This window comes from Streptomyces sp. NPDC001604 (assembly GCF_042893475.1).
Classification (GTDB): Bacteria; Actinomycetota; Actinomycetes; order Streptomycetales; family Streptomycetaceae; genus Streptomyces.
On sequence record NZ_JBIAUY010000002.1, the window covers coordinates 159,906 to 185,005 of the forward strand.

Sequence of the window (25,100 nt, forward strand, 5' to 3'; positions counted from 1 at the left end):
CGCCGCGCCGCGCCGGCGGGGGGGGGGCGGGCCGGGGGGGGGGGGGGGGGGGGGGGGCCCGGGGGGGGGGGGGGGGGGGGGGGGGGGGGGGGCGGCGCCCCCCGGGCGCGCCCCCCCCCCCCCCCCCCCCCCCCCCCCCCCCCCCCGCCTCTTGAGCCGGACCTCGTGCGGCCGCCTACGAAACCACCGCAGGGTCGGCCGAGTTGGACACCCGCTCGGCACCGTCCTCGTCGCCCACGGCGATCCCGCGCCGCTTGGAGACGTAGACCGCCCCGACGATGACGAGCAGGGCGAGGATCGCGATGGCGATCCGTACCCCGAGGTTCTTGTCGTCGCCGTAACTGAACTTGATCACCGCGGGCGCGATGAGCAGCGACACCAGGTTCATCACCTTCAGCAGCGGGTTGATCGCGGGACCCGCGGTGTCCTTGAAGGGGTCGCCGACCGTGTCGCCGATCACCGTGGCGGCATGGGCCTCGCTGCCCTTGCCTCCGTGGTGGCCGTCCTCGACGAGCTTCTTGGCGTTGTCCCAGGCGCCACCGGAGTTGGCGAGGAACACCGCCATCAGCGTGCCCGTGCCGATCGCGCCGGCCAGGTACGCGCCGAGCGCGCCGACACCGAGCGTGAACCCGATGGCGATGGGTGCCATGACCGCCAGCAGACCCGGCGTCGTCAGCTCCCGCAGGGCGTCCTTGGTGCAGATGTCGACGACCTTGCCGTACTCCGGCTTCTCCGTGAAGTCCATGATCCCGGGCTTCTCACGGAACTGCCGGCGCACCTCGTAGACCACCGAGCCCGCCGACCGGGAGACCGCGTTGATCGCCAGCCCCGAGAAGAGGAAGACGACCGCCGCGCCCGCGATCAGGCCGACGAGGTTGTTGGGCTGCGAGATGTCCATCATCAGGCTCATCGGGGCGCCCGCTCCGGAGAGCTTCTCGCCGACGTCCTGCGCGCCGGTCGTGATCGCGTCACGGTACGACCCGAAGAGCGCCGAGGCCGCGAGGACCGCGGTGGCGATGGCGATGCCCTTGGTGATGGCCTTGGTGGTGTTGCCGACCGCGTCCAGGTTGGTGAGCACCTGTGCGCCCGCGCCCTCGACGTCGCCGGACATCTCGGCGATGCCCTGCGCGTTGTCGGAGACGGGCCCGAAGGTGTCCATCGCGACGATCACGCCGACGGTGGTGAGCAGGCCGGTGCCGGCCAGCGCCACCGCGAACAGCGCGAGCATGATCGACGTACCGCCGAGCAGGAACGCCCCGTACACGCCGAGGCCGATCAGCAGGGCGGTGTAGACGGCCGACTCGAGACCGACCGAGATACCGGCGAGGACGACGGTGGCCGGGCCGGTGAGCGAGGTCTTGCCGATGTCCATGACAGGACGGCGGTTGGTCTCGGTGAAGTAGCCGGTCAGCTGCTGGATGACAGCGGCCAGCAGAATGCCGATCGCCACCGCCACCACCGCGAGGATCCGCGGGTCGCCGTCCTTGGCCTTGATGGCGGCATCGGTGACGCCGTCGAGGTCCGCATAGGTGGACGGGAGGTAGATGAAGACGGCCGCCGCGACCAGCGCGAGCGAGATCACCGCGGAGATGAAGAAACCGCGGTTGATCGCGGACATGCCGCTGCGGTCCGCACGGCGCGGGGCCACGGCGAAGATGCCGATCATCGCCGTGATCACGCCGATCGCGGGCACGAGCAGGGGGAAGGCGAGTCCGGCGTCGCCGAAGGCCGCCTTGCCGAGGATCAGCGCGGCGACCAGGGTCACGGCGTACGACTCGAACAGGTCGGCCGCCATGCCCGCACAGTCGCCGACGTTGTCGCCCACGTTGTCGGCGATGGTCGCGGCATTGCGCGGGTCGTCCTCCGGAATGCCCTGCTCGACCTTGCCGACCAGGTCGGCGCCGACGTCGGCGGCCTTGGTGAAGATGCCGCCGCCGACACGCATGAACATGGCGATCAGGGCGGCCCCGAGGCCGAAGCCTTCGAGCACTTTCGGCGCGTCGGCCGCGTACACCAGCACCACGCAGGAGGCGCCCAGCAGACCGAGCCCCACCGTGAACATGCCGACGACGCCGCCCGTACGGAAAGCGATCTTCATGGCTTTGTGCGAGACGGCGGTGAGATCCTTTTCCGGCTCGCCTTCCGCCGGGGTCGCTTCCCGGGCCGCCGCGGCGACACGGACATTGCTGCGCACGGCGAGCCACATACCGATATAGCCGGTGGCTGCCGAGAACGCCGCGCCGATCAGAAAGAAGATCGATCGTCCGGCGCGCTGATTCCAGTCGTCCGCGGGCAGCAGCATGAGCAGGAAGAACACGACGACGGCGAATACGCCGAGCGTGCGCAGCTGCCGGGCCAGGTAGGCGTTCGCACCTTCCTGGACCGCTCCTGCGATCTGCTTCATGCTGTCGGTGCCCTCGCCCGCCGCGAGCACCTGGCGTACCAGGATGCCTGCGACCACGAGCGCGGCCAGCGCGACGGCCCCGATGACCGTCACGATGATCCGGTTGTCGTCCGTCAGTACTGCGGCTGCGAGGGTCGTGGGGTGGTCAAACTGATGAGGGGTAGAAAGCCCCGCCATTCGTCCTCCTTGACGCTTGGGCTGAGCTCAAGATGTGGACGGATTGTAGGTACCGGGACCTGATCAAAACAGTCCGCGGTAAACGGAATTGGCCTTCACATGCTCTTCAGCAAATGATCGACGTCAAGCCACAGAACCCGAAAGAGGTAATGCCTCAAAGGCATTGACGCCTGCATTGACGCTTGATCAAATTATCGGGTGATTGATCGTGAATTCCTTCACGAATTCCCGGGAACGGCCGGAAAAACACCAAGGGCCCTGCTCAGCAGGGCCCTTGGACGTCTTACGGGGGTGAGTCAGGCGAGCACCGCTGTGGGCGGCGGTGTGGTCGGCCAGGTCATGCGGATCAGCCCGCCGTGCGCGCCGGCGGACACCTCCACGTCGTCGACGAGTCCACTGATGACCGCGAGGCCCATTTCGTCCTCCTCGGTCTCCACGTCCTCACCCGCCGAGCCCGGCGCCCCGTCTCCGGGGGACGAGCGTGGTGCCTCGTCGCCCACCTCGATGGAGAACTGTTTCTCCTCCTCGACCAGCTGCACCTTCACCGGCGACGTGATCCCGGCGCTCTGGTGCAGCCCGACGGCACGGCTGCAGGCCTCGCCGACGGCGAGTCTGACCTCGTCGAGGACGGCCTCGTCCACTCCGGCCCTGCGCGCCACCGCTGCCGCCACCAGTCGGGCGGTCCTGACGTGCTCGGGCAGCGCGCTGAAGCGGAGTTCAACGGTGGCCATGCATCCCCCTCAGAACTACGGGCGTGCTGTCGGGGGGCCGGGCTGCCGAAAGCCCGGACCCCCTCATTGAACTTCTTCCGCCTTGGAACGGTCCTTTCCCGCTCCGTGGGGCGGTGGTCAGTCGGTGGCCGCCACCGCTTCCTCGACCGAGGTGTGGATCGGGAACACCTTGGTGAGGCCGGTGATGCGGAAGATCTTCAGAATGCGCTCCTGGTTGCAGACCAGGCGCAGCGAGCCCTCATGGGCACGCACCCGCTTCAGGCCGCCGACCAGCACGCCGAGCCCGGTGGAGTCGAGGAAGTCCACGCCCTCCATGTCTACGACGAGGTGGAAACTCCCGTCGTTCACCAGCTCGACCAGCTGCTCGCGCAGCTTGGGCGCGGTATATACGTCGATTTCTCCACCGACCTCGACGACCGTACGATCGCCGACGGTACGGGTCGACAGGGACAGGTCCACGGATCCTCCAGCACCTTGCTATCGAGCGGTCGCCCCTCGGGACACCTCGGCAGGAGCCCCCGGGACGGTTCGCCAGCCGCGATGGCATTCAATCACTTACCGGCAGGCGTGCACGACGCCTTGGTCCCATTGTCCGTCACGCCGGTGACACACTCGGTGCCGATGGCCAAGAATCACCGATCCGATCGATCCCCGACGGAACCCGTCTCCCGGCTCGCCCCGGGCACGGTCCTGGGCCGGCTCGCCTCCGGGCCGAGCCGGGCTTCGCGCATCACTCATACGGAGCACTTGCCCCCGCGCGAGGGTCGGCATGCCGTCTGGCCTGACCGGATTCGTCCGGAGGTCATCGCCGCGGTGCAGGCCTGCGGCATCGAGCACCCCTGGGCCCACCAGGCACGCGCCGCCGAGCACGCGCTGGACGGCGACTCGGTGGTCGTCGCCACGGGCACGGCGTCCGGCAAGTCCCTGGCGTACCTCGCCCCGGTGCTCTCGACGCTCCTGGACGGCTCCGAGGCCCCGAACGGCCGCGGGAGCACCGCCCTCTACCTGGCCCCCACCAAGGCTCTTGCGGCGGACCAGTGCCGATCCGTGAAGGAACTTTCACAACCGCTGGGAAATGCCGTACGTCCTGCGGTGTACGACGGGGACACGCCGTTCGAGGAACGCGAATGGGTCCGCCAGTACGCCAACTACGTCCTGACCAACCCGGACATGCTGCACCGCGGCATCCTGCCGTCCCACCCCCGCTGGTCCTCCTTCCTGAAGTCGCTGAAGTACGTGGTCATCGACGAGGTCCACACCTACCGGGGTGTCTTCGGCTCGCACGTGGCCCAGGTGCTGCGCCGTCTGCGCCGCCTGTGCGCCCGCTACGGCGCCTCCCCGGTCTTCCTGCTGGCCTCCGCGACCGCCGCGGAGCCCTCGGTCGCCGCCCGCCGCCTCACGGGCCTCCCGGTGGTCGAGGTGGCCGACGACGCCTCACCGCGCGGTGAACTGGTGTTCGCACTCTGGGAGCCCCCGCTCACCGAGATGCAGGGCGAGAAGGGGGCACCCGTCCGCCGTACCGCCACCGCCGAGACGGCCGACCTGCTGACCGACCTCACCGTGCAGGGGGTCCGCTCGGTCGCCTTCGTGCGGTCCCGGCGCGGCGCCGAGCTGATCTCGGTGATCGCCCAGGAACGTCTCGCCGAGGTCGACCGCTCCCTCGCCCGGCGTGTCGCGGCGTACCGCGGCGGCTATCTCCCCGAGGAGCGCCGCGCCCTGGAACAGGCCCTGCACTCCGGCGAGCTCCTCGGCCTGGCCGCGACCACCGCCCTGGAACTCGGCATCGACGTCTCCGGGCTGGACGCCGTGGTGATCGCCGGATATCCCGGCACCCGTGCGTCCCTGTGGCAGCAGGCGGGCCGCGCCGGACGCTCCGGGCAGGGCGCGCTGGCCGTCCTGGTCGCCCGCGACGACCCGCTGGACACCTTCCTCGTCCACCACCCCGAGGCCCTGTTCGACCAGCCCGTGGAGTCCACGGTCCTCGACCCCGACAACCCGTACGTCCTGGCCCCGCACCTGTGCGCGGCCGCCGCGGAACTGCCCTTGACCGACGAGGACTTCGAGCTCTTCGGCCCCGCCTGCGAAGGGCTGCTGCCGCAACTGGAGGCCGCGCAGCTGCTCCGTCGCCGTACGAAGGCCTGGCACTGGACGCGCCGGGAACGGGCCGCCGACCTCACCGACATCCGCGGCGAGGGCGGCCGGCCGGTCCGGATCGTCGAGTCCGGCACGGGCCGCCTGCTCGGCACGGTCGACGCGGGCGCCGCCCACACGACCGTCCACGAGGGCGCGGTCCACCTCCACCAGGGCCGTACGTATCTCGTGCGCTCCCTGGATCTGGAGGACTCGGTGGCCCTGGTCACGGAGGCGAGCCCGTCGTACTCGACGGTCGCCCGCGACACGACGTCCATCAGCGTCCTGGAGACGGACACCGAGATCCCCTGGGGCGACGGGCGCCTGTGCTACGGCTCCGTCGAGGTCACCAACCAAGTGGTCTCCTTCCTGCGCCGTCGGCTGATCACCGGTGAGGTCCTCGGCGAGACGAAACTCGACCTCCCTCCTCGTACGCTGCGCACACGCGCGGTGTGGTGGACGGTCACCGAGGACCAGCTGGACGAGGCCCGGATCCACCCGGAGATCCTCGGCGGCGCCCTGCACGCCGCCGAGCACGCGTCGATCGGCATGCTGCCCCTCTTCGCGACCTGCGACCGCTGGGACATCGGCGGGGTCTCCGTCCCGCTGCACCCCGACACCCTCCTCCCCACGGTCTTCGTCTACGACGGCCATCCGGGCGGCGCGGGATTCGCCGAGCGCGCCTTCCACACCGCCCGCGCCTGGCTCACCGCCACCCGCCAGGCCATCGCGTCCTGCGAGTGCGAGGCCGGCTGCCCGTCCTGCATCCAGTCCCCCAAGTGCGGCAACGGCAACGACCCGCTGCACAAGAGGGGGGCGGTGCGGCTGCTCACGGTGCTGTTGCGGGGGGCACCGCAGGAGAAGGCCGGGGCAGAGCCCGGTCCGGGGGCACCGTCGGCGTCGGCGGCCCCGCAGGTCCCGCCCGTGCCCTGACCTCCGCCGCGAACGGCCCCCGTCCCGAGGCCGCCGTCACGTCCGAGACCTCGCCGACGATCACGCACCGCACCAGCCGGATGCCCTGCGCCCGCGCCACACGGTCGGCCCGGGCGCAGGCCGCCGCGGTGCCGTCCGCCCAGTGGTCCGCCGCCGCGAGCGCCGCAAGGTCCGCACCGCCGGCTGCACGGTGCCGGACCACGACGGCCTGCCCCAGGGCGAGCACGACCCCGAACACCACGCACAGCACGGTGATCGCACCGAGGCTCCAGACGGTGGCGGAACCGCGGTCCCCGCCCCGGCCGACGGCCCACCGGCGGGTGAAGAAGCCGCCGTTCACGGCTCCACCGCCACGGTCTCCTCCGCCGCGGCCACGGCCTCCTCCCGTACCTCGAAGGGCAGACCGCGCAGCAGCGGCGGCCTGGCCACCACGACCACGCGGACCTGGTCCCCCTCCCGGTCGACCGTGACCCTCGCACCGCGCGGGGCCGCCTCACGGGCCATCCGGACGACCTTGTCGCCCGGGTCCTGGCGGGCCGCCGCACGCGCTCCGGTCCGGGCTGCGTCCACGCACTGGATCTGTGCGGCCACGACCAGCAGCGCCCCCACCAAGGCCATCGCGAACATCACCAGCACGGGCAGCACCATGGCCGACTCCGCCGTCACGAACCCCCTGTCCCCGCCCCGCTCACATCTGCGCATCGAGCGCCCGCTTCACGATGTCCTGCAGTTCCGTGCTGACCTGTCCGCTGGTCACCACCTTGTAGAGGACCACCGCGAACGCCACCGCCGCCACGATCCCCATCGCGTACTCCGAGGTGACCATCCCCGCGTCCCTGCGCGCCGCACGCGCCCCGCACACCAGGGCACGCAGCCGCGCCCGTACCGCCTTGCACATCTCAACCCCCGTGAGGCTCAGTTCCGTTGACCATTCCGTGCTCGATGCCGGCGTCGTGCGCCGTCAGCCCCGTTCCGTCATCCACCACCCCCTCCCAGCACGCCGCCCGCCAGCCCGATCACCACGGGCAGTACGCCGACCGTGATGAAGGCGGGCAGGAAGCACAGGCCCACCGGTGCGGTGACCATGACGGCCGCCCGCCGGGCGCGTGCCGTCGCGGTGCGGGACCGGTCGGCCCGGACGTCCGCCGCGAGCCGTGCGACCGGTGCGGCGGCGGGCAGTCCGGACACGTCGGCCCGTTCCAGCAGCCGGGCGAGGGCTCCGGCGCCCGGCAGAGCGGCCAGCCGCCGCCAGGCCTCGGCCGGTTCGCCGCCGAGCCGCACCTCGGCCGCACCCCGCGCCAACGCATCCCCGACAGGACCGCCCAGGGCCTCGCCCACGGCCTGCGCCGCCACCACGGGCCCGGCACCGGCGGCGATGCAGGCCGCCACCAGATCGGCCGAGAGCGGGAGTTGACGGGCCGCCTCCGCCGGGTCGTACGCCTCCGGGGCACTCCCGGCCGCCTGCCGGCCACGCCACCACCACAGCCCGCCCGCGACGACCAGCCCCACCGCGACGCCGGCGAGGCCGCCGACCAGGACCCATCCGGCGCCCACCACGCCCACCCCGGCCGGCCAACGCCGAGCCACATCCCGTGCCTCGAAGCGCGGCCGGTCCTGCACCGCCTCGGCGTCGGCCACCAGCCCGGCCAGCCGTCTGCGCACTCTCCGCTCGCGCCGTACGGTCTCCAGCCGGCGCAGCAGCCACCCGAGGACGAGCAACACCCCCGCGGCCGCCCCCAGCCTGTGGACAACTTCCGCGCTCACGCCGCCTCCGCCCGTCGCACGATCCGCATCGCCCAGCACATCCCGAGGCCTTCCAGCAGACCGCCGACCAACAGGCAGCCCAGCCCGGCCCCGGTGTGCAGCAGCACATGCAGGGGGTCGGCGCCGAGGGCGGTCCCCAGGGCGAGGCCCAGAGCGGGCAGCCCAGCGAGCATCACCGCCGTGGACTTCGCCCCTGCCAACTGGGCGCGCAGATCCGCGCGTTGGTCCCGCTCGGCGCGCAGCGCCCCTTCGAGCCGGTCGAGCCCGGCGGCGAGACCCGCGCCCTGGTCCACGGCCACCCGCCAGCACGCGGCGAGGCCCAGCAGTCCCTCGGCGCCCGGTTGCCGGGCCGCCGACGCGAGCGCGTCCGGGACGTCGCCGCCGAACCGCGCCGCCGCCAGCACCGCCGCCTGTGCGTCCCCGAGCCCGCCGGAGTCCCGCGCGGCCCGGGGCAGCGCATCCCCCGGCTGCCGCCCGGCGCGCACCTCCCCGGCGAGCGCCCCGCACAGCGCGATCACCGCGTCCCCGCGGCACTCCCGGGCCCGCCGGGCCTCCGCCGTCAGCCGCATGCGCCGCAGCAACGGCACCCCGGCCGCCCCCGCGACGACCGGCAGCACCGACGCACCCAGCACCGCGAGCACCACCCCCACGGCCGCCGCCCACCACTCGGGCCGCAGCCTCCCGCGGATCCGCCGCAGCTCTCCGGCGACCTCCCGCCAGGACGGCGGCCCGGTGCTCACCACCCCGCCGCCCGCGAGCAACAGCTGCGCCCGCCGCGCCCCGGAGTGCCACCCGCCCATCAGCAGGGCCGCCGCGCCGACGCACAGCACGGCCGCCCCCATCGCCGTCTCACCCATGACGTCCCCCTTCGAAGGTCTTGCCGGACCCGCTGTGCAGCAGCTCCCGCAGCCGCTCCCAGCCCCGCTCGTGCACGAACGCCTCCCCGCCCCACCGCAGCGCCGGCACCGTCCGCACCAGCCCCGACGGATCCCGCTCCAGTACGTGCACCTCGGCGATCCGCCGCCGTCCGGTCCGGTCCCGCGCCAGATGCAGGACCACCGACAGCGCCGCCGCCAACTGGCTGTGCAGCGCGGCCCGGTCGAGCCCGGCCGCCGTGCCGAGCGCCTCGAGCCGGGCCGGTACGCCGGCGGCGGCATTCGCGTGGACGGTGCCGCAGCCGCCCTCGTGGCCGGTGTTCAACGCGGCCAGCAGATGCACCACTTCGGGCCCGCGCACCTCGCCCACGACCAGCCGGTCCGGCCGCATCCGCAGTGCCTGCCGCACCAGGTCCTGGAGCGTGACGAGGCCCGCGCCCTCCTGGTTGGCGGGTCTGGTCTCCAGCCGTACGACGTGCGGATGGTCCGGCCGCAGCTCCGCGGAGTCCTCGGCGAGCACGATGCGCTCGCCGCGTCCGACCAGTCCCAGCAGCGCGCTCAGCAGAGTCGTCTTGCCGCTGCCCGTCCCGCCGCTGACGAGGAAGGACAGCCGTGCCTCGAGCAGTGCCCGCAGCACGCGGTCACCGCCCGGCGGTACCGTGCCCGCAGCGACCAGTTCGTCGAGCGTGAACGCCCGGGGCCGTACGACGCGCAGCGACAGACAGGTGCAGCCGACGGCCACCGGTGGCAGCACCGCATGCAGCCGCGTCCCGTCGGGCAGCCGGGCATCGGCCCATGGCCGTGCGTCGTCGAGCCGCCGCCCGGCCACCGCGGCCAGGCGCTGCGCAAGACGTCGTACGGCGGCCGCGTCCGGGAAGGAGACCGACGTCAGCTCCAGTCCGCCGCCCCGGTCGACCCAGACCCGGTCCGGTGCGGAGACCAGCACGTCGGTGACCGACGGATCGGCGAGCAGCGGTTCGAGCGGCCCGCTGCCGACGAGTTCGGAGCGCAACTGCTCGGCCGCGCCGAGTACTTCGGCGTCCCCCAGGACCCGCCCCTGCTCCCGCAGGGCCTGCGCCACGCGGGCGGGTGTCGGCTCGGCCCCGCTCTCGACGAGCCACTGCCGTACGCCGTCCAGGAGACCGGAGGGCATCTCCGGAGCCACGGCCGCGGACACCGAATCGCCGCCCGGCCGCCATTGCCCCGCCGAACCGGGCCCCGACACATCACCCAGCCGCCCAGCCGCCCCCTGCGACACGCGCGGCCCGGCCCACGACGGCACCCGCGCCCTGCCGTCCGGCCGCCACTGCTCGGTCACACCCGGCCCCGACACATCACCCAGCCGCCCAGCCGCCCCCTGCGACACGCGCGGCCCAGCCCACGACGGCACCCGCGCCCTGCCGCCCGGCCGCCACTGCTCGGTCACACCCGGCCCCGACACATCACCCAGCCGCCCAGCCGCCTCCGAAGACACCCGCGGCCCGGCCCACGACGGCACCCGCGCCCTGCCGCCCGGCTGCGGCACCACTCCCGCAGTCCCTCGCACCGGAGCAGCTCCGGATCCGCCCGTCCTTCCGCCTCCCGCGTAGGTGCTCATGCGCTCCCCGCCTCCGTCAGTGCCCGCTCCCAGAACTGCTTGCAGAAGCGCGCCAGGGGTCCGCGGCCGTCCGCGGCGGGCGGTGTCCTGCCCTCCCCCGGGCGCAGCAGCCCCGACTCCACGGGCAGTTCGCCGGCCAGGGGTAGTCCGAGCAGCCGGGCCACCTCGCGGTCGTCCAGTCCGGGCGCGTACGGCCCTCGTACCGCGACCCGCAGATCGCGCAGGACCATGCCGACGGCGGACGCCACCCGTCCGGCCGCAGCGACGGCGCGCAGTTCGCCGGGGGCGACCAGGAGGCCGAGATCGAGCTGGGCGAGCGCCTCGGCGACCCCGTCGTCGATGCGGCGCGGCAGATCGACGACGACGGTGCCGCCCCGCCGCCTGGCCGCGGCCAGCACCGCCCGTACGGCCTGGGCAGGGACGGCGATGCGGTCGCCGCGGTCCCAGCTGAGCACCCGAAGCGAGTGGAGCTGCGGCAGTGACTCCTCCAGGGCGCCGCCGCCGACCCGGCCGCGGGAGGCGGCGAAGGCGGGCCAGCGCAGTCCCTCGGCGCTCTCGCCGCCGAGCAGTACGTCGAGTCCGCCGCCCAGCGGATCGGCGTCCACGAGCAGGGTGCGCAGCCCCTCACGTGCGGAGGTGACGGCGAGGGCGCACGCGAGCGTGGACGCCCCGGCCCCGCCGCGGCCGCCGATGACGCCGACCGTGAGGGCGGGCCGGCCCACGCCCTCGGCCACATCGGCGATGCGGTCGACCAGCCACTGTTCACCGTCCGGCAGCACGAGCACGTGGTCGGCGCCGATCTCGACGGCCCGGCGCCAGACCCCGGAGTCGTCCTGGTCGCGGCCGACCAGCACCACTCCTCCTCTGCGGGCGGCTCCCCGCACCCGCCGGGCGGCGTCGTCGCCGACCAGGACGAGCGGTGCTGCCTCCCAGCCGCCCGCGCGCTCCGGCACCGAGTGGTGGACCTCCGGTGTCGCGCCTGCCGCTGCGCACAGGCGCAGCAGGTCGTCGAGGAGTTCCACGTCCTCCGTGACGATCAGTGGTCCTGCCTGCCGCCCCGAGGCGGCGGGCGGCGGTTCATGTGTGACGGCTCCGGCCACGGCTGAGTCCCCCTTCGCTGCATCTCTCGCGCAGCCCCTGCGGCCCCGCGATTCCCAAACGTGTGAAGAACCGGCAACCGGTCTCCATATGAGCGGCCGATACGAACCGGCCAAACCCGCCCGACAAACCGGAACCGGTCTTGAACCCGGCTCCAGCGGGACGCGTTTGAATCACGGTGCAGCGATCCCGGAAATCCTGCGGATCATGGTCGAAAACTGTGGACAAGTCGGGGGCTGTGAATAACGCCATCACCCATACCGGTGACCCCTGTGCCCACGCGTGCGCGACTTCCACAGCGCAGCCCCACGGACACACAGAGTGACGGATCATGGGCATGCGGAAGAGGCGGCCGCGGCCGCGTCATGACGGCCGTACAGCCGCGCCGGGAAGTGAGAGAGAGCGGAAAAACCCGCCCGGACATGCGACGACCCCCACCGGGGGGGAGAGTGGGGGTCGTCTCCACGGCCGACTCGGGGGGGAGGAGCCGGACCGGGTTAGCACGGTCGCGAACGATCCGTGACTTCCATGGTGTACCCGAGACCCTTCTCAGGCAAACCCACGCGCCCCACCTTACGCCGAATGGGCTGCGCCTATGCTCGGGGCGTGGAAAACCACTCCTTGCCCCGCACAGCGGCCTTCTTTGACCTGGACAAGACGGTCATTGCGAAGTCGAGCACGCTCACCTTCAGCAAGTCCTTCTACCAAGGCGGGCTGATCAACCGCAGGGCCGCCTTGCGTACCGCATATGCCCAGTTCGTCTTCCTCATCGGCGGCATGGACCACGACCAGATGGAGCGGACGCGCGAGTACCTGTCCTCGCTCGTCCGCGGCTGGAACGTCCAGCAGGTCAAGGAGATCGTTGCCGAGACCCTGCACGACCTGATCGACCCGATCATCTACGACGAGGCCGCCTCCCTCATCGAGGAGCACCACACCGCCGGCCGCGACGTCGTCATCGTGTCGACCTCGGGTGCGGAGGTGGTGGAGCCGATCGGCGAGCTGCTCGGCGCGGACCGCGTGGTGGCGACACGCATGGTCGTGGGCGAGGACGGCTGCTACACCGGCGAGGTGGAGTACTACGCGTACGGCCCGACGAAGGCCGAGGCGATCAAGGAACTGGCCCGGTCCGAGGGGTACGACCTCGATCGCTGCTACGCCTACAGCGACTCGGCGACCGACCTGCCGATGCTGCAGGAGGTCGGCCTTCCGCATGCCGTGAACCCGGATCGCGCGCTGCGCCGCGAGGCACTCGCGCGCGGGTGGCCGATTCTCGATTTCCACCGGCCGGTGCGGCTCAAGCAGCGGATCCCCGCATTCTCCGTACCGCCCCGTCCTGCCCTCGTCGCGGCCGCGGCAATAGGCGCCGCGGCCGCCACCGCGGGTCTTGTCTGGTACGCCAGTCGGCGGCGGGCGGCGATCGCCTGACCTGCCGATTCACCGGCACCAAACCCCCGTTCGACATCCCGGCGCCCGTTTACGCCCCATTTGAGACCAAAAGTAAAGAAGTACAGCCGGGGGTTCCACTTGCTTCGGACCTGGAGTACAAAGGGGTTAACGGCCCGCGAGACCAAGGACATCCGAAAGGATCACCTTAATAACGCATTTGGCCCCACGGACCGAGCATGAACACCGGGCACCCACGCGACGTCGACCCGTCGATTACGGGCCAGCCACACCAGGTGACGGGCAAAGTTCCCGACCTGATGGGCGACATATCGAGGACGCTTGGTAACCCGGTGAGCATGCCAGCGGCGGTACGAATCCTCGTACCGCCGCAACCCTTTTCCGGCCCCTGCCGGACTTCCTACGCCGCTCCGCGCTGCAGCGCCTCGCACACGGCCGTCGACTCGCGCGCACCCAGCTCGACCGCCCTGCCGCAGTGGGCGATCCAGGCGGCCATGCCGTCCGGCGTGCCGGAGAGATACCCCTCGAGCGCCGCCAGGTACGCCGCGCGGCCGAGTTCCGCGTGGCCGACCTCGGCCGGGCAGACCGACTTCGGGTCGAGGCCGCTGCCCACCAGGACGATGCGCTCGGCGGTGCGTGCGACCAGGCCGTTGTGGGACGCGAAGGGGCGCAGTGCGAGGAGTTCGCCGTGGACGACGGCGGCCGTCACCAGGGCGGGCGCGGAGCTGCCAGTGATGATCAGCTCCGCGAGGCCCTCCAGCCGGCCGTGCACCTCGTCGGCGCCCGGCAGCGGCAGCTCGATGAGCGGTTCGTCGACCGGCTCGCCCGCCAGCCGCGGCCGTCCGACCTCGTCCCCGTTGGTGGCCGCGGCCACCAGGTGCAGCCGGGCGAGCACCCGCAGGGGCGACTGCCGCCAGACGGACAGCAGTTGGCCCGCCTCCGCGGTGAGCCTGAGGGCTGCGCCCATCACGCGCGCGTCGTCGTCACCGCTGAAGTCGGTGCGTCGGCGCACCTCCTCCAGCGCCCAGTCGGCGCCGGACAGCGCGGCGGAACCGCGGGCACCGCGGAGCGCCGCCTCGGAGGTGATCTCGTTGCTGCGGCGCCGCATGACCCGGTGCCCGTAGACCCGGTCCACGGCCTTGCGCACGGATTCCACGGACTCGGCCACCCCGGGCAGCGAGCCCAGGGCGGCGAGCGGATCGGCGTTCGCGCCTGTCGTACTCATGAGTACGACACTAGCCACCCAGGCGGCGCGCCCCACGATTGAGTGGTCTTCCTCACGCCCGTCTGCCACATACAGCTATCAACCCACTACCCTTCGTGAACATGAAAATTGCTTTCGTCGGGAAGGGCGGCAGCGGCAAGACGACCCTGTCCTCCCTGTTCATCCGCCATCTCGCGGCCACCGGAGCACCCGTCCTCGCCGTGGACGCGGACATCAACCAGCACCTGGGGGCCGCGCTGGGCCTCGACGAGGCGGAGGCCGCCGCGCTGCCGGCGATGGGTGAGAGGCTGCCGCTGATCAAGGACCATCTGCGCGGCTGCAACCCTCGGATCACCTCTGCCGAGACGATGATCAAGACCACCCCGCCCGGCGAGGGCTCGCGGCTGCTGCGGGTGTGCGAGGACAACCCGGTCTACGAGGCCTGTGCCCGGCGGGTGGAACTCGACGGCGGCGCCGTCCGTTTGATGGTCACGGGCCCCTTCACCGACGCCGACCTGGGGGTCGCCTGCTACCACTCCAAGACGGGAGCGGTGGAGCTGTGCCTGAACCACCTGGTGGACGGGCAGGGCGAGTACGTCGTGGTGGACATGACGGCGGGCTCGGACTCCTTCGCCTCCGGCATGTTCACCCGCTTCGACATCACGTTCCTCGTGGCCGAGCCGACCCGGAAGGGGGTCTCCGTCTACCGCCAGTACAAGGAGTACGCCCGTGACTACGGCGTCGTCCTGAAGGTCGTCGGCAACAAGGTGCAGGGGCCGGACGACCTCGACTTCCTCCGCGCCGAGGTCGGGGACGACCTGCTGATGACGGTCGGGCACTCGGACTGGGTGCGCGCCATGGAGAAGGGCCGGCCGCTCCCGTTCGAGTTCCTGGAGGACGCCAACCGCCGTGCCCTGCGTGCCCTCCAGGTCGCCACGGACGCGACGTACGGGTTGCGCGACTGGGAGCGCTACACGCGGCAGATGGTGCACTTCCACCTGAAGAACGCGGCCTCGTGGGGCGATGCCCGCACCGGGGCCGACCTGACCGCGCAGATCGACCCCGGGTTCGTGCTCGGTGAGGGTGTCGCCGCCTCCGCCTGACGGCTACTGCTCGGCGGCCGGTGCCCCGGGGGCCCCCTTCGGGGCCGGGGCCGGGCGGCCCGACAGGAAGGCCGCCCAGCCCTGCTTGGGCGCCTGGCCGACCTTCAGGGTGCGCAGTTTGGCCAGGGTCTGCGGGTCCTGGGCGTCCAGCCAGTCGACCAGCTGATGGAAGGACACACAGCGCACGTCGGGCTTGTTGCAGACCGTCTCGACGACCTCGTCGACGGCCCGCATGTAGGTGCCGCCGTTCCAGGACTCGAAGTGGTTGCCGATGACCAGGGGCGCGCGATTGCCCTTGTAGGCGCGGCGGAAGCCCTTGAGCAGGCCGTCGCGCATCTGGTCGCCCCAGTAGTCGAACTTGTCGGGGTCGCCCTGGGTCTGCGTGCCGGACTGGTTGACCATGAAGTTGTAGTCCATGGTGAGCTGCTCGTAGGAGTGCCCCGGGAAGGGCACGAGCTGCATCGACAGGTCCCACAGCCCTTCCCTCTTCTTCGGCCAGACCTGTTCGTTGACCCCGCTGGTGTCGTAGCGGAAACCCAGCTTGCTCGCGGCCTTCATGAAGTTCTTCTGGCCCTCCAGACAGGGCGTGCGTGCGCCGATGAGCTCCTTGTCGTAGTCGAAGGGCAGTGGGGCCGCCTTCTCCATGCCGGAGTTGGTCTTCCAGGTCTTCACGAACTTCTTGGCCTGGGCGATCTCGCTCATCCACTGCGCGACCGACCACTCACCGACCCCGCCGTTCCTCCCGCAGAAGTGGCCGTTGAAGTGGGTGCCGATCTCGTTGCCCTCCAGCCACGCCAGACGCAGCTGCTTCACGGTGTCGGCGATGCCCTGCTCGTCGTTGAAGCCGATGTCCGAACTGCCCACCGAGTGCTCCGGGGGCTTGTAGAGGTCGCGTTTCTCCTCAGGCAGCATGTACACGCCGCTGAGGAAGTACGTCATGGTCGCGTGGTTGGCCTTGGAGAGCTTGCGGAAGTGGGAGAAGAGCTTCTGGCTGTCCTCGCCAGCGCCGTCCCAGGAGAAGACGACGAACTGCGGGGGCTTCTGGCCCGGCCGCAGACGCTCGGGTCTGGGCAGATGCGGCTGCGCCCCGGTGTACGCGGTGGAGCCGTCGCCGATCAGACGGACCGCGCTCCCGTGCACATGGACCGGACGGACCTTCTGCGGACCGAGAGCACCTGCCTTGGAACCGTTGGAGCCGATCGCACAGCCGGCGACCCACGCGGCACAGGACGCGGTGATCACGACGCCCACGGCGATCCTCTGGGTGGCGGTCATGTTCCGCTCACCTTCTTCCTTCTCTCAGGCCAACGCCGATGAGGGCGTTTTCTGGTGGTGTGCCGGGGCAACCCGACAGCGCCGCCAAGGTCGCACGGGACCGAGAAGGAATTAGTACGACAAGCCGATGAAATGACCGCTTCACTCATTGGAGTGAGTCATTACCCCATTTGCCAGGAAAGTCTATGCCTGGCCTTTACTCTGAATTACGATCCATTTACCGAGCGTTGATGCATCCCGCCGCTGCACGCCGTGACCCACGGCCGCGTCCCGACCCCCGCCCATCGGCGGGGACGACCTGATCCGCGACCGCGCCGCCCGGAGGAGACGGGAAACATGTCAGCCTGCGCCCCCATCCGCGCCACCGACCCGAGCCGGCCCCAGTCCGGCCACCAAGCCCACAGCCCACCGCCGGGCCCGCGCCGCAGCTTCCGCATCGCGGGCGCCGACGTGTCGGCCGCGGTAGCGGTCTTCCTGATCGCCCTCCCGCTGTCGCTGGGCATCGCCCTCGCCACCGGCGCCCCGCTCCAGGCCGGCCTGGTGGCCGCCGGGGTCGGCGGACTCGTCGCCGGCCGGATCGGCGGCTGTCCGCTGCAGGTCAGCGGCCCCGCCGCGGGACTCACCGTGGTCACTGCCGACCTCATCCACCGCTACGGCTGGCGTACCACCTGCGCCGTCACCGTCCTCGCCGGCCTCGCCCAACTGTTCCTCGGCTGCCTGGGCGTGGCCCGCACCGCGCTCGCCGTCAGCCCCGCCATCGTGCACGGCATGCTCGCCGGAATCGGCGTCACCATCGCCGTCGCCCAGCTGCACATCGTCCTCGGCGGCACCCCGCAGAGCTCCGTCCTCGCCAACCTCCGGGCCCTGCCCGCCCAGTTGGCGAACCTGCACCCCGCCGCCGTGACGGTCAGCGTGCTGACCCTGACCCTGCTGCTGCTCTGGCCGCGGATCCCCGGCCGGGCGGGGCGCCTGCTGCGCAGGATCCCGGCCGCGCTCGTCGCCGTGGCCGGCGCCACCGCGGCCGCCTCGCTCTCGGGGATCGGCGTGCCCAAGGTCGACCTGCCGTCCTGGAGCAGCCACGCCCTGGCCGGTCTGCCCGAGGGTCCTGCGCTCGGCCTGACCGCGGCCGTGCTGACCACCACCCTGGTGTGCAGCGTGCAGTCCCTGCTCGGCGCGGTCGCCGTGGACAAACTGGTGGCCGCAAGACCAGGACTGACCGCCCGCGTCAAACGCGCGGACCTCGACCGCGAACTGCTCGGGCAGGGCGCCGCCAACATCGTCTCCGGCACGCTCGGCGGACTGCCGGTCGCCGGTGTCGCCGTGCGAAGTTCGGCGAATGTGAACGCGGGCGCGGTGAGCCGGAACTCCACGATGCTGCACGGCGTTCTCGTAGTGATCGCCGCGCTGCTGATGGTCCCGCTCCTGGAGCTCATCCCGCTCGCCTCGCTCGCCGCCCTGGTGATGGCCGTCGGCATCCAGATGGTGTCCCTGCACCACATCCGCACGGTGACCCGCCACCGAGAAGTGCTGGTGTACGCCGTCACCACACTCGCCGTGGTGTTCCTCGGCGTCCTGGCGGGCGTGATGCTCGGGATCGCCGTGGCCGTCGCCGTCGCCATGCACCGCCTCGCCCGCACCCGCATCACGCACGAGGAGAAGGAAGGAGTCCATCACGTACAAGTCCGAGGACAGTTGACATTCCTCGCGGTGCCACGGCTCAGCCGGGCCCTGCATCTCGTACCCCAAGGCGCCCACGCCGTGGTGGAGTTGGACGGGTCGTTCATGGACCACGCGGCGTACGAGTCACTGCAGGACTGGCAGAACACGCACACCGCACAGGGCGGCTCGGCCGAGCTGACCGGCCGCCGGACCGGAACCCGGACCCTCACCGAACCCGCCCCGCTCCACGAGGAGCACGGCGAGTCCTCCGTCGGCTGCCGCTGCCGTCCCTGGACGCCGTGGCGCAACCACCAGTGCGAGCGCCCGCAGTCCGCGCCGGACACCGATCACCCCGGCGCGCCCGGGGCGACCGGACCGGGTGGGCCCCTTGGCCCCGGCGACCGGAGCGGACACCAACTGGCGCGTGGCATCAGCGCGTTCCAGCGCAACACCGCACCGCTCGTGCGCGGTGAGCTGGCCCGGCTTGCCCGGGAGGGGCAGCGGCCGTCCCAGCTCTTCCTCACCTGCGCCGACTCGCGGCTCGTCACCTCGATGATCACCTCCAGTGGTCCGGGCGATCTGTTCGTGGTGCGCAACGTGGGCAACCTCGTTCCCCTCCCCGGTGAGGAGAGCGGTGACGACTCGGTGGCGGCCGCGATCGAGTACGCGGTGGACGTGCTGCAGGTGCGGTCCATCACGGTGTGCGGGCACTCCGGGTGCGGGGCCATGCAGGCGCTGCTCGACGCAGAGCCCGGCGGCGCCCGGACGCCGCTGAAGCGGTGGCTGCGGCACGGGCTGCCGAGTCTGGAGCGCATGGCCGACAAGAGCCGGCCCTGGGCCCGGCTCGCGGGCCGGACACCGGCCGACGCGGTCGAGCAGCTCTGTCTCACCAATGTGGTCCAGCAGTTGGAGCATCTGCGCGCCCACGAGTCGGTGTCCCGTGCCCTGCGGGACGGCGCCTTGGAGCTGCACGGGATGTACTTCCACGTGGGCGAGGCACAGGCGTATCTGCTCACGGAGGCCGACGGGGGCAAGGTGTTCGATCATGTGGAGGCGGCAGACCGAGCCGTCTGACCGGCTCCGGTCCGCCACGGGTGTGCGGCCCCTCCTCGTTGCGGGTCGCGCACCCGTGGCACGTCCGGCACCGGGCCGTCCCGACACGCCCGGGCCAGGAAAGACGTGCCCGTCCCCGTGCGGCACGGGTGCTCTGGGACGTGAGAGTCGTGACAGGTGCTGAACTCCGCCCCCTCGGCCTCCGTGGGTACGGATGACTGCGGACGCCCCAGCACACCCACCCACAGGTCTAAACCAATTGCACGTCGGCCCTTGTCATCGACACCCCGGGTCTGATGAGCTGTGGCCTGGGACACAACGGACACCCTGGGAAAGGGAGATGTCGTGAGCAACGAAAGCCTGGCCAACCTCTTGAAGGAGGAGCGACGCTTCGCGCCGCCGGCTGACCTGGCCGCCAACGCCAACGTCACGGCAGAGGCGTACGAACAGGCCAAGGCTGACAGGCTCGGCTTCTGGGCCGAGCAGGCCCGGCGGCTGACCTGGGCCAAGGAACCGACCGAGACGCTGGACTGGTCGAACCCGCCGTTCGCCAAGTGGTTCAAGGACGGCGAGCTCAACGTCGCGTACAACTGCGTGGACCGGCATGTCGAGGCGGGACACGGCGACCGCGTCGCCATCCACTTCGAGGGCGAGCCCGGCGACAGCCGTGCCCTCACCTATGCCGAGCTCAAGGACGAGGTGAGCAAGGCCGCCAACGCGCTGCTGGAGCTGGGCGTTCAGGCGGGCGACCGGGTCGCCGTCTACATGCCGATGATCCCGGAGACGGCGATCGCGATGCTGGCCTGCGCGCGGATCGGTGCCGCGCACTCCGTCGTCTTCGGCGGCTTCTCGGCGGACGCGCTGGCCACCCGTATCCAGGACGCCGACGCCAAGGTCGTCATCACCTCCGACGGCGGCTACCGGCGCGGCAAGCCGTCCGCGCTCAAGCCGGCCGTCGACGAGGCGATCGGCAAGGTCGACAACGTGCAGCACGTGCTCGTCGTACGCCGTACCGGCCAGGAGGTGGCCTGGACCGAGGGCCGCGACGTGTGGTGGCACGAGATCGTCGAGCGGCAGTCGGCCGAGCACACGCCGGAGGCGTTCGGCGCCGAGCATCCGCTGTTCATCCTGTACACGTCCGGTACGACGGGTAAGCCGAAGGGCATCCTGCACACCTCCGGCGGCTACCTCACCCAGACCGCGTACACCCACCACGCCGTCTTCGACCTCAAGCCGGAGACGGACGTGTACTGGTGCACGGCCGACGTCGGCTGGGTCACCGGGCACTCGTACATCGTCTACGGCCCGCTCGCGAACGGCGCGACGCAGGTCATGTACGAGGGCACACCGGACACCCCGCACCAGGGCCGCTTCTGGGAGATCGTCCAGAAGTACGGGGTGACGATCCTGTACACGGCGCCGACGGCGATCCGTACGTTCATGAAGTGGGGCGACGACATCCCCGCGAAGTTCGACCTGTCCAGCCTGCGGGTACTCGGGTCGGTGGGTGAGCCGATCAACCCCGAGGCCTGGATCTGGTACCGGAAGAACATCGGCGCGGACCGGACGCCGATCGTGGACACCTGGTGGCAGACCGAGACCGGCGCGATGATGATCTCGCCGCTGCCGGGTGTCACCGCCACCAAGCCGGGCTCCGCGCAGACACCGCTGCCCGGTATCTCCGCGACCGTCGTGGACGACGAGGCGAACGAGGTCCCGAACGGCGGCGGTGGCTACCTGGTCCTCACCGAGCCATGGCCGTCGATGCTGCGCACCATCTGGGGCGACGACCAGCGCTTCCTCGACACCTACTGGTCCCGCTTCGAGGGCAAGTACTTCGCCGGTGACGGGGCGAAGAAGGACGACGACGGCGACATCTGGCTGCTGGGCCGCGTGGACGACGTCATGCTCGTCTCCGGGCACAACATCTCCACCACCGAGGTCGAGTCCGCCCTCGTCTCCCACCCGTCGGTCGCCGAGGCGGCCGTCGTCGGCGCGGCGGACGAGACCACGGGCCAGGCGATCGTCGCCTTCGTGATCCTGCGCGGCACGGCGAACGCCGAGGACGAGAGCCTCGTCGCCGAGCTGCGCAACCACGTCGGCGCCACCCTCGGCCCGATCGCCAAGCCGAAGCGGATCCTGCCGGTGGCGGAACTCCCGAAGACCCGCTCCGGCAAGATCATGCGCCGTCTGCTGCGGGACGTCGCGGAGAACCGCCAGCTCGGCGATGTGACGACGCTGACGGACTCGACGGTCATGGACCTCATCCAGGCCAAGCTCCCGGCGGCGCCCAGCGAGGACTGACGTTCCCCAGCTCCCCAGGGGCGCCCGGCGCGAGAGCGCGCCGGGCGCCCCTTTTAGGTAAACTAAGCAAAACTGCGTGACCCTCAAGGTGTGCCGGGAAGTCTGGTCGGCAAGCAGCACTCCCCTGCCCACCGACCGGAGGTCTGTCCGTGACCGCGCCCCGCACCACCGCCCCCCGCAAGGTCCTCGGGCGTCTGTCCCTGCCCGAGCGGACCTTCGTCGCGGACGCGCTGCGCACCGAGACCGTCGGCGGTGTGCTGCTGCTCATGGCCGCGATCACGGCTCTGATCTGGGCGAACATACCCGCACTGCACCACAGCTACGAGAGCGTCAGCCACTTCCACTTCGGCCCCGGGGCCCTCGGCCTGCATCTGTCGGTCGCGCACTGGGCCGCCGACGGGCTCCTCGCGGTGTTCTTCTTCGTCGCCGGCATCGAGCTCAAGCGCGAGCTGGTCGCCGGTGATCTCCGCGACCCCAGGGCGGCCGCGCTCCCGGTCGTCGCCGCCCTGTGCGGGATGGCCGTGCCGGCGCTCGTCTACACCCTCACCAATCTGAGCGGCGGCGGCTCGCTCCAGGGCTGGGCGGTGCCCACCGCCACCGACATCGCGTTCGCGCTGGCGGTGCTCGCCGTCATCGGTACGTCGCTGCCGAGCGCCCTGCGCGCCTTCCTGCTCACCCTGGCGGTCGTGGACGACCTCTTCGCGATCCTGATCATCGCGGTCTTCTTCACGAACACCATCGACTTCGCCGCGCTGGGCGGCGCCGTCGGGGGCCTCGTCGTCTTCTGGCTGCTGCTGAGGAAGGGCGTGCGCGGGTGGTACGTGTACGTCCCGCTCGCGCTCGTCATCTGGGCGCTGATGTACAACAGCGGCGTCCACGCGACGATCGCGGGCGTGGCGATGGGCCTGATGCTGCGCTGCCACCGACACGAGGGCGAGGAGCACTCCCCGGGCGAGCACATCGAGCATCTCGTACGGCCGCTGTCGGCGAGCCTCGCCGTGCCCCTCTTCGCGCTGTTCAGTGCCGGTGTCGCCCTCTCGGGCGGCGCGCTCGGCGACGTGTTCACCAAGCCGGAGACGCTGGGCGTCGTCCTCGGGCTCGTCGTCGGCAAGGCGCTCGGGATCTTCGGCGGTACCTGGCTGACGGCCCGATTCACCCGGGCCTCGCTCAGCGAGGACCTCGCCTGGGCCGATGTGTTCGCGGTGGCGACGCTGGCCGGTATCGGCTTCACCGTGTCGCTGCTGATCGGCGAACTCGCCTTCGACGGGGACGCCGTACTGACGGACGAGGTCAAGGCAGCCGTACTGACGGGCTCCCTCATCGCGGCAGGCCTGGCGACGGTGCTGCTGAAGATACGGAACGCGAAGTACCGCAGGCTGTGCGAGGCCGAGGAGCGCGACGAGGACCTCGACGGCATCCCGGACATCTACGAGGAGGACGACCCGGCGTACCACCTGCGGATGGCTGCGATCTACGAGAACAAGGCCGCAGAGCACCGCCGCACCGCCGAACGGAAGGCCGCCGAGCGACGCGCGCTTGCCGAAGTGCAGGGCAGGGCAGGCGACGATGACGGCCGTCCGGCATGATCTGACGAGACGGTACAAAAAGAGAGTGAGGGAGAACGCGATGAGCGCACCCGACGGCAGCCCGGTCGGCGCCGAACGCAGCATCGGCCAGCTGTTCGCCTCCGCGACGACCGAAATGTCGGCGCTGGTGCATGACGAGATCGCGCTGGCCAAGGCGCAGCTCAAGCAGGACGTCAAGCGAGGCGCGACAAGCGGCGGCGCATTCTCGGTGGCCGCCCTGGTGCTCGTGTTCTCCCTGCCGATGCTCAACTTCGCGCTGGCGTACGGCATCCGGACCTGGAGCGGCTGGAACCTCGCCGTCTGCTTCCTGCTGTCGTTCGCGGCGAACGTCCTGGTCGCCGGCCTCCTCGCGCTGATCGGCGTGGTCTTCGCGAAGAAGGCGAAGAAGAGCAAGGGCCCGCAGAAGGTCGCGGCGTCGATGAAGGAGACGGCGGGGGTCCTGCAGAAGGCCAAGCCGCACCCGCGGCCGGAGCAGCCGGAGACCCCGGCGCTCGAGGACCGGGCCCCCGCGGCCATCGAGGCTGTGGCACGCTCGTCCTCATGACGGGCTCCTCCCCCTCTGCGGGGCGATCACCTTCGGCGCAACCCACCTCGGTCGTACGGCCGGACGCCCTGCCCGACGGGACAAAGGTGACCCATCGGGACGTGGCCGCCAACGGCGCCCGCTTCCACATCGCCGAGGCCGGCGACGGGCCGCTGGTGCTGCTGCTGCACGGCTTCCCGCAGTTCTGGTGGACCTGGCGGCACCAGCTGACCGCGCTGGCCGACGCGGGCTTCCGGGCCGTCGCCATGGATCTGCGCGGTGTCGGCGGCAGCGACCGCACCCCGCGCGGCTACGACCCCGCCAACCTCGCCCTCGACATCACCGGCGTGATCCGCTCCCTGGGCGAGCCGGACGCCGCGCTGGTCGGCCACGACCTGGGCGGATATCTGGCGTGGACGGCGGCCGTGATGCGCCCCAAGCTGGTCCGGCGGCTCGCGGTCGCCTCGATGCCGCATCCCCGGCGCTGGCGCTCCGCGATGCTCTCGGACGTCAAGCAGACCCGCGCGGGCTCCTACATCTGGGGGTTCCAGCGCCCCTGGATCCCCGAGCGGCAGCTCACCGCGGACGACGGCGCGCTCGTCGCCGAGCTGATCCGGGAGTGGTCCGGGCCGAACCTTCCGGACGAGGAGGCGCTGGAGACGTACCGCCGCGCGATGTGCATCCCGTCGACTGCGCACTGCTCGGTCGAGCCGTACCGCTGGATGGTCCGCTCCATCGCCCGCCCGGACGGCATCCAGTTCAACCGCCGTATGAAGCGCCCCCTGCGGGTGCCGACCCTCCATCTGCACGGCTCACTCGACCCGGTGATGCGCACCCGCAGCGCGGCCGGATCCGGCGAGTACGTCGAAGCCCCGTACCGCTGGCGGCTGTTCGACGGCCTCGGGCACTTCCCTCACGAGGAGGACCCGGCCGCCTTCTCCACCGAGTTGGTCAACTGGCTCAAGGATCCCGAACCCGACCGGTGAAACACGGCTGCACCGAGGGCTGCTGGGGGTCCGGGGGTCGCCCACCGGGAAAGCACAGCCCGCACGAGGAGGACCCGGCCGCCTTCTCCACCGAGTTGGTCAACTGGCTCAGAGACCACGAACCCGACCGGTGAGACGCGCAGTTTCAGCACAGAACCGGTCAATTGACCGAAAGGGCCCGAGCCCGGTCGGTGACCGAGCCGATGCGCCCGGTATCCGGACCTGAACATGTGTCCTACGAACAGCCAATTGCCCGGCGCATAGGCCAATTGGGGGCTCAGGGGGCGGTTA

Annotated in this window: 20 protein-coding genes; 8 read left to right on the forward strand and 12 right to left on the reverse strand. The window is 71.4% G+C overall.

The features are described from left to right. Positions 1-175 precede the first annotated feature (175 nt). From ACFY1E_RS05935 to bldG, 3 genes are all read right to left on the reverse strand, one after another. Positions 176-2,581: a sodium-translocating pyrophosphatase gene (locus tag ACFY1E_RS05935; RefSeq protein WP_389071945.1), complete on the reverse strand. Its 2,406-nt coding sequence runs from the start codon at positions 2,579-2,581 to the stop codon at positions 176-178. A gap of 296 nt (positions 2,582-2,877) precedes the next feature. Further along, positions 2,878-3,312: an ATP-binding protein gene (locus ACFY1E_RS05940; RefSeq protein ID WP_389071948.1), complete on the reverse strand. Its 435-nt coding sequence runs from the start codon at positions 3,310-3,312 to the stop codon at positions 2,878-2,880. A 117-nt stretch (positions 3,313-3,429) separates the two neighbouring features. After that, positions 3,430-3,771: an anti-sigma factor antagonist BldG gene (bldG, locus tag ACFY1E_RS05945; protein ID WP_003975386.1), complete on the reverse strand. Its 342-nt coding sequence runs from the start codon at positions 3,769-3,771 to the stop codon at positions 3,430-3,432. A gap of 81 nt (positions 3,772-3,852) precedes the next feature. Here bldG and ACFY1E_RS05950 point away from each other — a divergent pair, with 81 nt between their 5' ends. Beyond that, positions 3,853-6,375: a DEAD/DEAH box helicase gene (locus ACFY1E_RS05950; protein ID WP_389071950.1), complete on the forward strand. Its 2,523-nt coding sequence runs from the start codon at positions 3,853-3,855 to the stop codon at positions 6,373-6,375. Here ACFY1E_RS05950 and ACFY1E_RS05955 read toward each other — a convergent pair. The 7 genes from ACFY1E_RS05955 to ssd all read right to left on the reverse strand — a co-directional run bounded on the left by ACFY1E_RS05955 (position 6,272) and on the right by ssd (position 11,711). After that, positions 6,272-6,715 (reverse strand): Rv3654c family TadE-like protein, encoded by a 444-nt coding sequence (locus tag ACFY1E_RS05955; protein ID WP_389071952.1) that lies wholly within the window; start codon positions 6,713-6,715, stop codon positions 6,272-6,274. The two genes, ACFY1E_RS05950 and ACFY1E_RS05955, sit on opposite strands and share 104 nt — an antisense overlap. Beyond that, complete coding sequence (locus tag ACFY1E_RS05960; protein WP_389071954.1) at positions 6,712-7,077, reverse strand: TadE family type IV pilus minor pilin; 366 nt, start codon at positions 7,075-7,077, stop codon at positions 6,712-6,714. Before ACFY1E_RS05960 ends, ACFY1E_RS05955 begins: the two co-directional genes overlap by 4 nt. Continuing rightward, positions 7,064-7,273: a DUF4244 domain-containing protein gene (locus tag ACFY1E_RS05965; protein WP_389071957.1), complete on the reverse strand. Its 210-nt coding sequence runs from the start codon at positions 7,271-7,273 to the stop codon at positions 7,064-7,066. The genes ACFY1E_RS05960 and ACFY1E_RS05965 overlap by 14 nt, the downstream gene beginning before the upstream one ends. 77 nt (positions 7,274-7,350) lie before the next feature. Next, positions 7,351-8,139 carry a type II secretion system F family protein gene (locus ACFY1E_RS05970; RefSeq protein ID WP_389071959.1) on the reverse strand — a complete coding sequence of 263 codons (789 nt, stop codon included), beginning with the start codon at positions 8,137-8,139 and terminating at the stop codon, positions 7,351-7,353. Continuing rightward, positions 8,136-8,996 (reverse strand): type II secretion system F family protein, encoded by an 861-nt coding sequence (locus tag ACFY1E_RS05975; protein WP_389071961.1) that lies wholly within the window; start codon positions 8,994-8,996, stop codon positions 8,136-8,138. The genes ACFY1E_RS05970 and ACFY1E_RS05975 overlap by 4 nt, the downstream gene beginning before the upstream one ends. After that, positions 8,989-10,167, reverse strand: coding sequence for a TadA family conjugal transfer-associated ATPase (locus tag ACFY1E_RS05980; protein ID WP_389073330.1), 1,179 nt, complete (start codon positions 10,165-10,167; stop codon positions 8,989-8,991). Before ACFY1E_RS05980 ends, ACFY1E_RS05975 begins: the two co-directional genes overlap by 8 nt. A 440-nt stretch (positions 10,168-10,607) precedes the next feature. Then, a complete protein-coding gene (ssd, locus tag ACFY1E_RS05985; protein ID WP_389071963.1) occupies positions 10,608-11,711 on the reverse strand; it encodes a septum site-determining protein Ssd in 1,104 nt (367 codons plus the stop codon). Between the two features lie 580 nt (positions 11,712-12,291). On the opposite strand from ssd, the gene ACFY1E_RS05990 reads away from it, so the two are divergent. Next, positions 12,292-13,137 carry an HAD family hydrolase gene (locus ACFY1E_RS05990; RefSeq protein WP_389071966.1) on the forward strand — a complete coding sequence of 282 codons (846 nt, stop codon included), beginning with the start codon at positions 12,292-12,294 and terminating at the stop codon, positions 13,135-13,137. A gap of 379 nt (positions 13,138-13,516) precedes the next feature. Here the strand turns inward: ACFY1E_RS05990 and ACFY1E_RS05995 are convergent, their stop codons facing one another. After that, positions 13,517-14,341, reverse strand: coding sequence for an oxidoreductase (locus ACFY1E_RS05995; RefSeq protein ID WP_389071968.1), 825 nt, complete (start codon positions 14,339-14,341; stop codon positions 13,517-13,519). Positions 14,342-14,442: 101 nt separating this feature from the next. Between ACFY1E_RS05995 and ACFY1E_RS06000 the strand changes: the two genes are divergently transcribed. Continuing rightward, on the forward strand, positions 14,443-15,423 hold the full coding sequence (locus tag ACFY1E_RS06000) for an ATP-binding protein (protein WP_389071971.1): 981 nt from the start codon (positions 14,443-14,445) through the stop codon (positions 15,421-15,423). A gap of 3 nt (positions 15,424-15,426) precedes the next feature. Here the strand turns inward: ACFY1E_RS06000 and ACFY1E_RS06005 are convergent, their stop codons facing one another. Further along, positions 15,427-16,698, reverse strand: a complete 1,272-nt coding sequence (locus tag ACFY1E_RS06005) for a hypothetical protein (protein ID WP_389071974.1) — start codon at positions 16,696-16,698, stop codon at positions 15,427-15,429. A 336-nt stretch (positions 16,699-17,034) separates the two neighbouring features. On the opposite strand from ACFY1E_RS06005, the gene ACFY1E_RS06010 reads away from it, so the two are divergent. The 5 genes from ACFY1E_RS06010 (at position 17,035) to ACFY1E_RS06030 (ending at position 24,809) form a co-directional block, all read left to right on the forward strand. Continuing rightward, entirely contained in the window at positions 17,035-19,431 is a 2,397-nt protein-coding gene (locus tag ACFY1E_RS06010) for a SulP family inorganic anion transporter (protein ID WP_389071976.1), read from the forward strand. Positions 19,432-19,755: 324 nt separating this feature from the next. Continuing rightward, entirely contained in the window at positions 19,756-21,714 is a 1,959-nt protein-coding gene (gene acs / locus ACFY1E_RS06015) for an acetate--CoA ligase (protein WP_389071979.1), read from the forward strand. 149 nt (positions 21,715-21,863) lie between these two features. Then, positions 21,864-23,300 carry a Na+/H+ antiporter NhaA gene (gene nhaA / locus ACFY1E_RS06020; protein ID WP_389071982.1) on the forward strand — a complete coding sequence of 479 codons (1,437 nt, stop codon included), beginning with the start codon at positions 21,864-21,866 and terminating at the stop codon, positions 23,298-23,300. Positions 23,301-23,340: 40 nt separating this feature from the next. Further along, positions 23,341-23,844, forward strand: a complete 504-nt coding sequence (locus ACFY1E_RS06025; RefSeq protein WP_389071985.1) for a phage holin family protein — start codon at positions 23,341-23,343, stop codon at positions 23,842-23,844. Next, entirely contained in the window at positions 23,841-24,809 is a 969-nt protein-coding gene (locus tag ACFY1E_RS06030) for an alpha/beta fold hydrolase (RefSeq protein WP_389071987.1), read from the forward strand. Before ACFY1E_RS06025 ends, ACFY1E_RS06030 begins: the two co-directional genes overlap by 4 nt. Positions 24,810-25,100: the final 291 nt, after the last annotated feature.

Excerpts from the sequence above, each read along its gene's own strand:
- ACFY1E_RS06000 (WP_389071971.1), top strand. The coding sequence starts at position 14,443 with ATGAAAATTGCTTTCGTCGGGAAGGGCGGCAGCGGCAAGACGACCCTG.
- ACFY1E_RS05975 (WP_389071961.1), bottom strand. The coding sequence starts at position 8,996 with ATGGGTGAGACGGCGATGGGGGCGGCCGTGCTGTGCGTCGGCGCGGCG.
- ACFY1E_RS05990 (WP_389071966.1), top strand. The coding sequence starts at position 12,292 with ATGGGCTGCGCCTATGCTCGGGGCGTGGAAAACCACTCCTTGCCCCGC.
- ACFY1E_RS05940 (WP_389071948.1), bottom strand. The coding sequence starts at position 3,312 with ATGGCCACCGTTGAACTCCGCTTCAGCGCGCTGCCCGAGCACGTCAGG.
- ACFY1E_RS06010 (WP_389071976.1), top strand. The coding sequence starts at position 17,035 with ATGTCAGCCTGCGCCCCCATCCGCGCCACCGACCCGAGCCGGCCCCAG.
- ACFY1E_RS05980 (WP_389073330.1), bottom strand. The coding sequence starts at position 10,167 with ATGCCCTCCGGTCTCCTGGACGGCGTACGGCAGTGGCTCGTCGAGAGC.
- ACFY1E_RS05995 (WP_389071968.1), bottom strand. The coding sequence starts at position 14,341 with ATGAGTACGACAGGCGCGAACGCCGATCCGCTCGCCGCCCTGGGCTCG.
- ACFY1E_RS05935 (WP_389071945.1), bottom strand. The coding sequence starts at position 2,581 with ATGGCGGGGCTTTCTACCCCTCATCAGTTTGACCACCCCACGACCCTC.
- ACFY1E_RS05960 (WP_389071954.1), bottom strand. The coding sequence starts at position 7,077 with ATGCGCAGATGTGAGCGGGGCGGGGACAGGGGGTTCGTGACGGCGGAG.
- ACFY1E_RS06025 (WP_389071985.1), top strand. The coding sequence starts at position 23,341 with ATGAGCGCACCCGACGGCAGCCCGGTCGGCGCCGAACGCAGCATCGGC.
- ACFY1E_RS05950 (WP_389071950.1), top strand. The coding sequence starts at position 3,853 with ATGGCATTCAATCACTTACCGGCAGGCGTGCACGACGCCTTGGTCCCA.
- ACFY1E_RS06030 (WP_389071987.1), top strand. The coding sequence starts at position 23,841 with ATGACGGGCTCCTCCCCCTCTGCGGGGCGATCACCTTCGGCGCAACCC.
- ACFY1E_RS06005 (WP_389071974.1), bottom strand. The coding sequence starts at position 16,698 with ATGACCGCCACCCAGAGGATCGCCGTGGGCGTCGTGATCACCGCGTCC.
- ACFY1E_RS05965 (WP_389071957.1), bottom strand. The coding sequence starts at position 7,273 with ATGTGCAAGGCGGTACGGGCGCGGCTGCGTGCCCTGGTGTGCGGGGCG.